The organism is Blastococcus sp. SYSU DS0533 (assembly GCF_054050775.1).
This window is the reverse complement of record NZ_JBJGZZ010000009.1, coordinates 18,997-31,032: the sequence shown is the minus strand read 5'-3', so window position 1 is coordinate 31,032 and position 12,036 is coordinate 18,997. Positions and strand designations below refer to the sequence as shown.

At 75.1% G+C, this 12,036-nt stretch carries 12 protein-coding genes; 3 read left to right on the top strand and 9 right to left on the bottom strand.

Annotated features, from left to right (window positions below; all coding sequences use genetic code 11):
- Positions 1 to 115 precede the first annotated feature (115 nt).
- The 5 genes from ACI79W_RS12335 to ACI79W_RS12315 form a co-directional block, all read right to left on the bottom strand.
- Complete coding sequence (locus ACI79W_RS12335; RefSeq protein ID WP_456562374.1) at positions 116 to 532, bottom strand: PIN domain-containing protein; 417 nt, start codon at positions 530 to 532, stop codon at positions 116 to 118.
- Entirely contained in the window at positions 529 to 765 is a 237-nt protein-coding gene (locus tag ACI79W_RS12330; RefSeq protein WP_456562373.1) for an AbrB/MazE/SpoVT family DNA-binding domain-containing protein, read from the bottom strand. The genes ACI79W_RS12335 and ACI79W_RS12330 overlap by 4 nt, the downstream gene beginning before the upstream one ends.
- A 220-nt stretch (positions 766 to 985) precedes the next feature.
- Positions 986 to 1,765 (bottom strand): hypothetical protein, encoded by a 780-nt coding sequence (locus tag ACI79W_RS12325; RefSeq protein WP_456562372.1) that lies wholly within the window; start codon positions 1,763 to 1,765, stop codon positions 986 to 988.
- A 1-nt stretch (position 1,766) separates the two neighbouring features.
- On the bottom strand, positions 1,767 to 2,156 hold the full coding sequence (locus tag ACI79W_RS12320) for an S-adenosylmethionine decarboxylase (protein ID WP_456562371.1): 390 nt from the start codon (positions 2,154 to 2,156) through the stop codon (positions 1,767 to 1,769).
- Between the two features lie 100 nt (positions 2,157 to 2,256).
- A complete protein-coding gene (locus ACI79W_RS12315; protein WP_456562370.1) occupies positions 2,257 to 4,554 on the bottom strand; it encodes a putative bifunctional diguanylate cyclase/phosphodiesterase in 2,298 nt (765 codons plus the stop codon).
- A 134-nt stretch (positions 4,555 to 4,688) separates the two neighbouring features.
- Between ACI79W_RS12315 and ACI79W_RS12310 the strand changes: the two genes are divergently transcribed.
- The gene (locus ACI79W_RS12310; protein ID WP_456562369.1) at positions 4,689 to 4,982 is read left to right on the top strand and encodes a hypothetical protein; all 294 of its coding nucleotides are present in this window, start codon (positions 4,689 to 4,691) and stop codon (positions 4,980 to 4,982) included.
- On the opposite strand, the gene ACI79W_RS12305 is transcribed toward ACI79W_RS12310, so the two are convergent.
- From ACI79W_RS12305 to ACI79W_RS12290, 4 genes are read right to left on the bottom strand one after another with little or no spacing between them, the layout of a single operon-like run.
- Complete coding sequence (locus ACI79W_RS12305; RefSeq protein ID WP_456562368.1) at positions 4,983 to 6,650, bottom strand: hypothetical protein; 1,668 nt, start codon at positions 6,648 to 6,650, stop codon at positions 4,983 to 4,985.
- Between the two features lie 57 nt (positions 6,651 to 6,707).
- Positions 6,708 to 7,316 (bottom strand): hypothetical protein, encoded by a 609-nt coding sequence (locus ACI79W_RS12300; RefSeq protein WP_456562367.1) that lies wholly within the window; start codon positions 7,314 to 7,316, stop codon positions 6,708 to 6,710.
- A complete protein-coding gene (locus ACI79W_RS12295) occupies positions 7,316 to 8,170 on the bottom strand; it encodes a hypothetical protein (RefSeq protein WP_456562366.1) in 855 nt (284 codons plus the stop codon). The genes ACI79W_RS12300 and ACI79W_RS12295 overlap by 1 nt, the downstream gene beginning before the upstream one ends.
- Positions 8,167 to 9,654, bottom strand: a complete 1,488-nt coding sequence (locus ACI79W_RS12290; RefSeq protein ID WP_456562365.1) for a hypothetical protein — start codon at positions 9,652 to 9,654, stop codon at positions 8,167 to 8,169. Before ACI79W_RS12290 ends, ACI79W_RS12295 begins: the two co-directional genes overlap by 4 nt.
- 260 nt (positions 9,655 to 9,914) lie before the next feature.
- On the opposite strand from ACI79W_RS12290, the gene ACI79W_RS12285 reads away from it, so the two are divergent.
- On the top strand, positions 9,915 to 10,850 hold the full coding sequence (locus ACI79W_RS12285; RefSeq protein ID WP_456562364.1) for a protein kinase domain-containing protein: 936 nt from the start codon (positions 9,915 to 9,917) through the stop codon (positions 10,848 to 10,850).
- On the top strand, positions 10,847 to 11,722 hold the full coding sequence (locus ACI79W_RS12280) for a transglycosylase domain-containing protein (protein ID WP_456562363.1): 876 nt from the start codon (positions 10,847 to 10,849) through the stop codon (positions 11,720 to 11,722). Before ACI79W_RS12285 ends, ACI79W_RS12280 begins: the two co-directional genes overlap by 4 nt.
- Positions 11,723 to 12,036 lie beyond the last annotated feature (314 nt).

Here is a 12,036-nt window from a genome sequence, read left to right as displayed (position 1 = left end):
CACCTGCGGCCGGGGCGGCAGGGCTCTGCCCACCGGAGCGGGGCAGAGCGCGACTGCCCGAGGAGCACGTGGTGACCTCCCGGAGCCCGGCCGGCGGCTGAACCGGACCTTCGGGTCAGGTCGGATCGAGCAGCTCCACCTCGACGCCGAGGGCTGCGTACGTGCCGAGGGCGCGGGCGTCGCGGGTGACGAGCGGTACGCCGGCGGCCCGGGCCGCGAGGCCCACCAACGCGTCGTAGACAGCTCCTCCGGCGATGCCCAGCGGGGCGAGCACACGGGGGAGGCCGGCGAGCTCGCTGTCGGGAACGGGAAGCGCGGGCTCGAAGTTGGCGTCGAGCAGGCGAACGGCGTCGGACGGGGTGACCCGCGCGTCCCCAGGGAGCCGGGTCAGGACGGAGTAGGTCTCCGCCAGCGAGTGGGACGTCAGCATCGCTGCCCGTCCGGCCGCATGCCGGCGGACGTCGGTGTGCGCGGCATGGGCACGCATGAGCAGCGGGACGGCGGCGCTGGTGTCGAAGGCCAGGCGATTCACCGACGCGTGGAATCCAGCAGGCCGAAGACGTCGTCGTCGGTGACCGGTGTCGCGGACTCGGCGACCAGCACGCCGTCGACCTCCGTCAGCCGGGCCGTCCGGCCGGCGGGTACCAGCTGCAGGCCGACCCCGTACCGGCTGAGGTCCACGGTGCTCCCCGGGGTCAGCCCCAGAGCATCGCGAAGGGCCTTGGGCACCACGATGCGCCCCAGGCTGTCGATCGTCGTCCTCACTGGATCGACGCTACCAGCGATCTGCCAACGACGAGGTGGTCGGCGATGCCAGCCGTGAGGCGTGACCCTGACGGGGTGGGCTGGCCAGGAACCCGGTCGGGCCGGCCGGTCATGGCCTCCCGTCCGGACCGGTCGATCTCTGCCCACCGGGGCGGGGCAGAGACCGACTGCCCACGGCCCGACAACGCTGCCCCCGAGGCGAGGCGCGCCGATCGCGGGGCTACGCCAGGGGCGTGCTCTCCCGGCGGGCCGTCGGCGGCCGCCAGCCGGTGGTGTCGCGGCGGGGGGCGTCGGCGAGCGCCGGCTCGTCCGACCCGACGAAGGTGCCGCGGGTCGCCGCCAGGTCGGCCGGGTCCACGGTGATGGAGCGGAAGATGCCGTGGTCCAGCGCGGGCGCCAGGTCCGGGCGGGCGCCGTAGACCTCGGCCTCCGCCGTCGCCACGGCGAAGACGCACGGGGTGCTGGCCGGTGAGCCGAGGTAGGGCTGCGAGGTCGCGCCCGCCATCGCGTGCCAGGGCAGGCCCATCGCGCGCACCAGCCGGTGCACCCGGTCGTCGAGGACGGTGACCATGCCGGGGACGCCGCAGTTGCGGGCGTACCGCCAGATGCCGTGGCACAGCGCGACGCTCACCTCGGCGCCGGCCGCGCCGGCGCGGTAGCGCCGGTCCACGGCGAGGCTGGCGACGTCCCACACGGTCGCGGGCTCCAGGTCGACGGTGGCCAGGCTGTCGGCGACCGGCAGGTGCCAGGGGGCGCCGGCGATGTCGAGCACCGTCTTCACCGGGGTCGGGCCGTCGGTGATCAGCCGCGCGGTGCCCAGGGCCACGCCGCTCTCGTCGTCGATCACCACGACGAACCGCGAGCGCCCCTCGAAGGGGCCGTACTCCTGCGCCAGGAGCTCGGGCGTGTTGCCGAAGGCCTGGAGGAAGACGTCGGCCTCCACCTGCCGAGCGGCCTCCCGCTCGGCCGGGGTGTGCGCCACCAGCAGCCGGAAGGCCATCTCAGAAGCCCTTCGCCACGACGGTGCGGGCGTCGAAGAAGTCGGCGGTGAAGGCCACCGCGACGTCCGGGTCGAACGCCTTGCACGTGTAGATGTCCACCGAGAAGAACAGCCGCGGCTGCTCCCAGGCGTAGAAGTGGGCGCCGGAGGTCTCCCAGTGGATCCAGCCGGCCCAGCCGTACAGGTCGGAGCGGTGGGTCACCGGCTCGAGCAGCTGCACCATGTCCACCTCCCGGGAGAGCGCCGAGAGGTAGGTGCGGATCTGGGCGTCGTCGACGGGGGCGGCCGGGTAGCCCTCGATCACCAGCCGCTGCCGGAGGATCTCCGGGGCGAGGTCCCGCCAGGCGACGGGGCGGGAGACCAGGTCAGAGGCGGGGGGCGACGGCGTCACCCGCTCATAGTCCACAACCGGTAGCGCAGGGTGTTCACCCAGGTCGGCGTGTCGCCCGGTCGTGCGTCACCCCGAGGACGTCGACCGTGACCCGTCGGGGTCAGGCCGCGCCGCCGCCCCGGTGCAGCTGGGGGATCAGCGCGGCGTCGACCAATCCCGAGTCGGAGGCGTCCAGCCACTCCAGGAAGTCGGCGACCGGCATCGGGCGGGCGATGGCGTAGCCCTGGGCGACGTCGCAGCCGAGGCGGGCGAGGGTGGCGCTCGTCGCCAGGGTCTCGACCCCTTCGGCGACCAGGCTGAGGCCGAGGGCGTGCGCGAGCGCCACGGTGCTCTGCACGATGGCCGCCGCCCGGGGGTCGCGGTCGACGTCGGCGGTGAGGGTGCGGTCCAGCTTCAGCTCGTCGGCCGGCAGGTGCCGCAAGTAGGCCAGCGAGCTGTAGCCGGTCCCGTAGTCGTCGATCGACGTCCGGACGCCCGAGGCGCGCAGGTTGGCGAGGACCGTGCGGCCGCGGTCGGGGTCGGCCATCAGGGTGTCCTCGACCAGCTCCAGCGTGAGCGCCCGCGGGGGCAGGCCGTGCCGGTGCAGCGCAGCGGCGACCTTGCCGGCCAGGTCGAGGTCGGTGACGTTCGCCGCCGACAGGTTGACCGACACCGGCACCTCGCGCTCGCGCCACCAGCGGGCGGCGGCCTCCAGCGCGAGCTCCAGCACGCGGTCGGTGAGCGGCCGCAGCAGCCCGGCCTGCTCGGCGGCGGGCAGCAGCGCTGCGGGGGAGAGCAGCCCGCGGGTGGGGTGCTCCCACCGGACCAGCGCCTCCGCGCCCACGATGCGGCCGTCGCGCATGTCCATCTGCGGCTGCAGGAAGACCCGCAGCTCGTCGCCGTCGAGCGCGGTCCGCAGCTCCTCCATGGTGCGCAGCCGGTCGCTGCCGGAGGTGCCGGTGACCGGGTCGGGCACGTAGACGTGCACGCCCTCGCGGGCGCGCTTGGCGCTGTACATGGCGACGTCGGAGCAGTGCAGGAGTTCTTGCACGGTCCGCGCCGGCTCCGGGGTGGTGGCGACGCCGATGCTCACGCCGACGTGCAGCCGGACGTCGGCCACGGTGAAGGGGGCGAGCAGCAGGTCGCGCAGCCGGTCGGCCAGGGCACGGGCCTCGGAGGTCGACGCGGCGGGCAGGAGGACGGCGAACTCGTCGCCGCCCAGCCGGGCCAGGAGGTCGCCGGAGCGCAGCGAGCCGCGCAGCCGCGGCCCGATCTGCCGCAGCAGGTCGTCGCCGGCGGTGTGGCCGAGGCTGTCGTTGATCTCCTTGAACCCGTCGAGGTCGAGCAGCAGCAGCGCGGCGGACCGCTCGGGGCCGGCCGCGGTGACGACGCGCTGGGCCTGCTCCAGCAGCGCGCGGCGGTTGGCCAGCCCGGTGAGCTCGTCGGTGCGCGACTCGAGCACCACCTGGTTGTAGCCGCGCACCTCGCGGAAGGTGACGGCGATGCGGACGACGCCGGCCAGCACGCAGGCGATCGCCAGCCAGCCGGCGAGCTCGGGGACGGGCTGCGCCCACGGGCTGAGCACGATCAGGCTGGCGCCCAGGCAGGCCAGCGGCACGGCGAGCAGCCGCCAGCCGATGCGGGATCCGTTGCTGGCGAGGCGGCGGGGTGGCTCGACGGCGCCCTCGGCGGCCCAGGCGGCCAGGATCACCGAGAAGAGCCAGCCCAGCTCCAGCGGCCCGCCGTCGACGTAGGTGCCCTGCACCTTGAGGGCGAAGAGGACGAGGTCGGAGGCGGCGATCAGGCCGAGCGCCGCGCCGAGCAGCACGAAGGTGCGGTCCAGGCGCACGCCGAGGATGCCGCCGACGGCCATGACCACGGCGATGAGCAGCACCGTGGTGATCGGTGCCACGAGGTCGACGGGCGCGACCGGCTTCTCGCCGGGGTCGGTCAGGAGGTAGGGGCCCAGCAGGAAGGCCACCCCGGCGGAGAGGCTGCCGAAGGCGGCGACGACGCCGTCGAGCCACATGCTGGGGTGGAAGCGGGGCACCCGGGCGCGGATGAGCACGACGACGGGCACGTACATGGCCAGGTAGGCCGCGAACATGACCGCGTGGGAGAGCGCGGACGACGGCTCGTTGCCCTGGAGCCCCGAGGAGAGCACCCGCAGCGCGTTGCCGAGCGCGCCGAGCACGAGGGCGCCGCCGAGGGCGGCCCAGGCGAGCCGCTCGGTGCGGACCCGGCGCGCGGTGAGCAGGCACGCCGCCGCGGCGGCGAGGTAGGGCAGGTTGTAGAGGACGACGTCGTACGCGCGGTCCCACGCCGCGCCTTCGGGCCGCTGCCCGATGCCGGTGGCGTAGAGCGCGGTCAGGGCGATCGTGAGGAGCAGCGCACGCCCGGGACGGCGACGCGTCGTCACCGCCTGCTCTCCCTGGTCCATGCAACAGGGCATCGGCGCCGGGGCGCCCGAACTGCAGGGCTGCGTGCACCACCTCACCCGGTGGGGGGAGCCGAAGCGTCACGGAGGGGTTTGCGACTGCCGATGAGTCCGGTGTGGAGCGAATGCACGGGCAGGAGCAGGGGACGGCGGAGCGGGTGAGCGCCACGGTCTCCTTCCGAACCGGATCGGCGGAGAGCTACGGCCGCCACGCGGCACCGCCGTCGGCCTACGGCCCGGCCGACGTGCACCGCCTGGCGCCGGTGTCGCGCACCCGCCTGCGCGCGGCCGAAGAGGGTGAGATCGCGGACGCCGCCGAGGAGGCCGCTCCGGCCCGGGCGGAGCGTGAGGCGCCCGTGAGCAGCAGCGGGTTCTGGGCCCGGCTGCGCCTGCTGCCCAGGGCCGCCTGACTAGTTGGTGCTCTTGTTCGGCATGTGGGCGTGCGGCCCGAAGAAGCCGATGAAGACCTTCTGCAGCTTGGGGTCCACCTGGAAGTAGACGCGGGGTGCCAGCGGTCCGCCGCCCTCGGCGATCTTCAGGTGCGCACCCATGTACACCCGGCGGCGGGGATCGACAGCCGTCGGGGCCGGCAGGATCCGGTGCTGGCGCAACTTCTTCCTCGTGCTGACCGTCTGGGACTCGGCCATGGCGAGCTTCTTGCTCGTGGCAGGCCAGGCGCGGGGGTGCTGGGAGCTCTGGCACCAGACGTAGAAGTCTCCCTGCCCGCCCTCCGCGAGGTAGGCGGCGTAGGCGTCGAGCGCCAGGAACCCGCGCCACGCGGTCTGCCCCCACGGCGCCGCCGTCAGCGTCTCGTCGAGCTTGGCCAGGTCGCGCAACGCCTCGTCGGGGATGACGAGGCGCTGGGACAGGTGCTGCTGGGCCAGCCGGGCCGCCTCCGTGCAGCTGGTGGGGCGCAGGTCGAGCAGGTCGACCTCGTCGTCCGGTCCGCGGCCGGACGTGCCGCCCTCTCCGGCCATCAGCTGTCGGGACAGCCGCTCGACCAGCGTCTCGGCCGCCGACGCGCGCTCGACGGCCTCCTCCAGGTCGGCCTGCAGCCCGACGATGTTCTCCTCCTGCTGCTCGATCGTGCTCTCGAGCGCGTTCACCCGGGCTGTGAGCCGGTCCACGTCGGAGTCGGCGATCCGCAGCAGCTCGGCGTAGTCGTGCACCGCGTCCCGGCGTCGTCGCATCGCCCTGCGCACCTCCTCGTAGGAGGAGGGAGGACGGCGGCTCGCGGCCGGCGGCCCGACGGTGCGGGCCAGGGTGTGTGCGGCGAGGTCCCGGTACCGGGTGTAGCGCTGGGACGGCACGACCCGGTGCCGGCCCTCGTCACCGGGTACCGCGGGGTCGAGCCCGGGGGCGTAGAGGCGCAGTGCTCCGCCCCAGACGCCGAAGGCGATGCCCAGCGCCTCGCGCAACGCCTCCTGGGCCGCCGCGTCGGCGACGGTGACCACGGCCAGGCCGGCAAGCTGGGCGGCGGCCCGCCGCACGATGACGTCGAAGTCGAAGGGCTGGCCGGCCAGTTGCTGGTCGAGCATCGGGTCCTTGGCGAAGACCGCGACGGGGAGGGTCCGGCTGGGGTCGGAGAGGTCGTCGGCCAGGTCCTCGCCGTCGGCCTCACCGGTCGCGGTCCTCGGCGTCGTCGTCAGGCGCGTCGGCCCCTGACGAGGGTCGCCGGCGGTGTCGAGCAGCGACCGCACCAGCCGGGGCGCCGCCGCGGCCGTCTCGTGGAGCCGGTCGGAGCCAACCGCCTCCACGTCGACCCAGACCCACGTCCCGAGGCCGTCCTCGTCCCACGCCCGCAGCGTCGTCTCCCAGCGGCTCCCGTCGGCCAGGGTCTCGACCAGCTCGGCACGGACGGGCAGGCCGCGCTGGTCGTCCCCGGCGTACTCGACGGCGACCTCGGCGATGCACCGGCCCCGTGCCGAGGGGATCCGGGCGGTGACCGAGCCACCGTGCTCGGGCACGCGGACGGCGCCGGAGGTCTTCTCCGTGACCCAAGCCGCGAAGTGCTCCATGACCGGGGCCGCCCCCGGCGGTCGGTGGTCGTGCCACATGGCTCGGTAGATGCGCGACATGCACCCTCCATCGGTCGCTCGCATGGTGCCTGACGGCGGGCCTCCCGCGTCTCAGGCTCACGGTGGGAGCACGACGGGCCGGCCTTCGGCGAGCCCGACGGGGACCGGCCGGCCGCGCCGCCAGTCGAACCCCCCGTGCCCGAGCTTGGGGTGCCGGACCGCATGGACCGTCGTCGCCGCCCAGCAGGCGATGCAGGCGGCGGCCCCGGCCACCAGCGCGGCGTTCACCGGCCGGGCGGCGAGCGCGGAGACGACCGCCCCGGTGAGCCACAGCCCCACGAGCGGGTAGACGGCGAACTGGTGCCACAGCTTGCTGGGCGCGAACGCCTGCACCCGCAGGTACCGGCCCGTCGACACCTCCTGGCGGAGCTGGGCGGCGCCGTAGGTCCAGCCGATCGCGACGGCGGCGGCCACCGCCCACCAGGACCTCGCCCAGGGCACCGGTCCGGCGTACGCACTGGCCGCGAGGCCGCCGGCCAGTGCGAGCAGGGGATCGCCGACGAGCACCGCCGCGTAGTCGTCGCGCGGGCGGACGAGACGACGCTCGGCCACCAGCGAGAGGAGTGCGTGCATGCCCGGGGTCACCGCGAACAACGCGACGGCGAGCGCCCAGGCGGGCCACTCGAGCGGGGCGCTGACCCAGGCGGCCGCCGTCAGGGCCTCCATCACGACCGGCGCGCCAGCACGTACCCCGCCACCTCGTGGATGTGCGGGTCGGCCAGCACCCGCTGGTAGCGGGAGGAGAAGCGGAGGATCTGCTGGCGGAAGGCCCCCGTGTCCCACTCGTGCTCGGCGGCGGCCAGGTCGAGCCGCCCCCCGAGGTCGCTGATGCTGCCGCCGCGCAGCTCGATCGCGGCGACCAGCGGCCCGAGCCGCTGGCGCGCCTTCTCGGGCGTCGTGGTCGCCCGCCGGCACGCCTTGTCCCAAGCCGCGCCCTCCGCCAGCTGCTGCCACAGCGGCGGGAGCCACGGGAGGCCGAAGAGCGCCTGGGTGAGGGTCCGCGGGCGGGAGGTGCTGGACGGGCCGGTGACGGTCACCGGCTCGATGAGCTTCAGGCCCGGGTGTGGGACGTCGTCGCGCAGGACCCGGGGCGGGTTGGCCGCTATCCGGCTCGCGAACGCGGCGAGCGCCGCGAGGCTGTCGGAGTCCTTGGTGGCCAGCAGGAGCGGCCGCCCCAGGGCCTCGGCGGCCAGGACCGGGTAGAGGTCGCGGTGGTGGTGGGTGTCGGCGCTGACGACGGCGACCGGGATGTCCGCCAGGGGCGAGTCGGCCAGCAACCGCAGCGCGGTGATGCCCCCGGGCCGGTCGGCCCCGAGGTCGAGGTCCACGAGCGCCAGCCGCGGGTCCAGCCCCGCCGCCTGCGGCAGCTTCGGGTCGATCCGGCCGTCGAGGAACTCGGCCAGGGACGCGGTGCTGTCCAGGGGGAGGAGCCGGTGCGGCGCGAAGAGGCGGTCGGGGGAGAGCAGGAGGCTCTGGTCGTCGATGTAGAGGATGTCGATGGCGGGGGTCGCCGCGGTCATCTCAGGCCTGCCTGCACGTCGTCGGTGGGGTGGGGCGCTGAGCCCCGGCCGGGCTCCGGGGCGCCGGCGGCCGGCGGGTCGCCCGCGGCGCCGGGCGGGAAGGCGACGAGCTGGTCGGGCGGGAGCGCGCCGGCCCGCACGCGCGTGGGCCACGTGGCGATCGTCGAGTGCGCGCCCGGTCCGTCGGCGCGGACGACGAGGTCGCCGTTGTACCGGCGCACCCAGGCGCGGGCGAAGGCCAGTGAGCCGTCGTCGCCGATGTCGAAGCCGTCCGCGCCGCACGCGCACGTCACCTCGAGCGTGATCAGCTCGTGCGCGCCGGTGGGCGCCGAGGACAGGCGGACGACGATCTCCGGGCTGCGCCGGTCGAGAGCGTTCGTGACGAGGTCGGAGGTCAGGGCGGCCACGAAGACCGAGTCGTGCCCCATGAGCGGTTCGGGCTCGAGATCCGCCGCCACGCGGATCCGGCGTTCGCCGGTGGGCGCGAGGGACCGGGCGAGGGCCGCGACGACCTCGCTCGCGTTGCGCAGACCGTCCGGGCGTCCGTACCGCACCTGGTCCACGGCGTCGGACACCCGCAGCACGAGGTCGGCCACGGCGCGGCGGATCTCGACGTCCTCGATGCGGGCCAGGTTGTCGAGGGCCAGCGCCTTCGCCGGGTTCTTGGCCGCGGAGTGCAGCCGGATGGCGTCCTCATCCTGCGCGATGACGGCGGCCCGGGTCGCGCTGCGGCGCAGCAGGACGGCCCAGCGGTCGAGGGTCTGCCCCTCGTGGACGGCGGCCGCGTAGCCGACCGCGGCGGCGGTCAGGACCAGCACCCGGTACCCCTCCTCGGCCGGCACCGCCAGGAGCAGCACGGCGAACAGCGCGAAGAAGGGCAGAGGGATCAGCCAGCGCACGAGGTCCCACCCCCGCCGCCGCACCGGCTGCACGTTCCAGGCCAGCGGCTGGGCCACCAGGTTCTTCGCGACCGAGGTGAGCAGCACGGACAGCAGCAGCGCCGCGGTGGATCGGGTGCCGGGCACGTCGGCGTCCGCGAACACGTCGCCGGGCCAGCCCGTCCCGAGGCCGAGGGAGAGCACCCCGAGGCACTCCAGGACCCCGACGACGTTCACGTGGGGCTGCGTGACGAACGGGAAGACGGCGTCGATGGCGCGCTGCATCCGCGGGGCACTGCGCTCCCGGGCCCAGGCGACCCACCGGCGCTGGGCGTGGAGGAGCGACAGGGCGGTGCCGGCGAGCCCGGGCAACCCCCACGCCCACGCCGCACCCCCGGAGGTGGTGGCCAGGGCGAGCACGAGCCACGCCACGACGACGGCCAGGCGGGCCACGGCGCGGCGCTGGAGCAGGTGGTCCTGCAGGGCGTAGAGGGCCTCGACGGTGACCGTGTCGACGCGGCTGCGCGTGCGGGGGTTGACCTCGACGCGCGGTTCGGTGCCGTGCTGGTCGACCGCATGGTCGGAGCGCGGGGGCGGCGGATGCACCCCGGCAGCATCCTCAGCGCCGGCGGCGAGCACCAGGGGAGAAATCTGACCACTTCTCGCGGCCGGCGCGGTGGAACCGTCCTCCCTGCCGTCGCGCCCCCGGCGCGGAACCTCCCTCGCGGAGTGGGCCCGACGGTCAGCGAACGCGCCGTCCAGGAGCGCGAAATGGGTCTCCCGAGCCGCTGCCGCCGAACCGTCGCCCGGCGAACCGTTCCGGGTGAGCCCTGACGACGGGTCGGGGCACCTGGAGGTGACACCCCATGGCCGGCTCCTCCCCCACCCCGTGCCCGTCCCGGCACCCGTCTCTGCGGCCGCCCGGCGCCGACGGTCTGCTCCTCGGTGGCCGCACCGTCCTCCCCCTGCGGCCGGAGGACCCCCACTGCATCGGCCCGGCCCGGCTGCTGCACCGGTTCCCGCCCGGCGGGCAGGGCTGCGACGTCTTTGCCGGCTCCCTCCACCCCGGCGGCGTCCCCGTCGTCGTCAAGCGGCTGCCCGCGGGCAGCACGGTCGCGGCTCGGCGGGCATTCGAGCAGGAGGTCGCCCTGACCGGCCGGGTCCGCGACGCCCGGCTGGCGGTGGTCTACCAGGCGGACCTGCAGGCCGAGGCCGCCTGGTACGTGCAGAGCCGGCTGCCCGGGGCGCCACTGACCGAGGTGCTGCACCGGAGCGGGGGGCGCCTCGGCCAGGGCGTCGTCGAGAACCCCGCCGCAGAGGTCCTGCGGGCGCTGGATGCGGTGCACGCGGCCGGTGTGGTCCACGGCGACGTCAAGCCGGCCAACCTGCTGGTCGACGGGGCCAGGGCCTTCCTCGTCGACTTCGGGGCCGGGCGTGACGACGGCGCGGACGACGACGCCACGGTCACCATGGGGGCCCGGCTGGGCACGCGTGGCTACGCCAGCCCCGAGCACTTCCGGGTCGACCTCCCGATCGGGCCGGCGGCCGACCTCTTCTCCTGGGGCCTGGTGGTGCTGCGCATGCTGGCCGGGCGGCACCCGATCGACCCGGCGGGTGTGCTCACCGACCGCGAGTACTACCGGGCGCTGATCGGATTCCGCCTCGCCCCGGGCACCGTGGCCGGCGGGCTCGGAGCCGCCGTCGGCCGCGCGCTCGCGGTCCGCCCGGGTGAGCGGGGGACCGCCGCGCAGCTGCTGGGGCTGGTGGCCGGCGGCCCGACGTCGAGGCGGCCGGGCGCATGAGCACGGCCGTGACGACACCGGGGAAGCCCCGTCCGCGCCGGTTCCGGCGGCTGGTGGCGCTCGTCGGCGCGGCGGGCCTGCTCGTGGAACTGGTGCTCTGCGCGGGCATCGGGAGTCTGACCTGGCGCACCCCGGAGTCGAGCGCCTTCATGGAGCAGTCACCCGGGTACACCCACGGCGGCTTCGTGGACATCGAGCACGTCAGCCGCAACCTCATCGTGATCGCGCTCAGCCAGGAGGACGACGAGCTGCCCTACCGGTCCGGCCCGTTCGACGTCTCGGACTTCGTCGACCGTGCCATCACGTACCTGGAGGGCGGGGAGGACACGAGCGGCTCGACGATCCCGCAGCAACTGGCCAAGAACCTCTACCTCGACGGCAGCCACTCGGCGTGGCGGAAGGCCGTCGAGGCCGTCGTCGCCACGCACATGTCCGCCCTGCTCAGCGACGCCCGCATCATGGAGCTGTACCTGAACTACGCCCAGTTCGGGCCGGCGTTGTTCGGCATCTGCGCCGCCTCCTGGTACTGGTTCGGTCAGCCGCCGAGCTACCTGGAGCTCGACCAGGCCGCGATGCTGGTGGGGTTGCTGCCGTCCCCGTCGCACGTCCGCCGCGGCGCGCACGGTGGCATGGACTTCACCGAGGCGCTGGCCGCGGGCCGGCACACCAGCTACGACACCTTCAACCGGGCCACCGCGCTGGCGCCCGAGTGGTTCTCCCGCAACGGCGGCTACCAGCTCTCCGCCGACCTGGGCGTCCCCGGCTTCGCGCACGAGCAGCCGGCCGGCGAGCGTGACTGCTCCACGATGCCCCAGTCGGTGCACGACCGGCTGGTGCGCGAGGGCTACGCGGTGCCGGGCGCCGGTGGGTGAGCCGGCCCGCCGGCCGGGTCAGCCCGTCACCTGCAGATGGGGACGGCGAGGTCGGTGTCGTGCAGGTACGGCCCGCCAGGCGGGTCGCCGTTCATGTAGGAGTTGGCCGGCGTCCGGAGGCCGTTCCAGGGCTCGGTCTCGATGAGGTACCGGAAGCCGTCGGGGCTCCCTCCCGGAGGGTGGCGAGCGCACCGCTCCGCCACGGCGGGCTGACCGCGCACGGGGGTGGTCAGCCCGCCGCGGGGCGGGCGGCGCAGCGGTCGTGCCCCCGCCGCTGCACCGGCCGGGAAGGCGGACGTCCCTCCGTGCGAGCG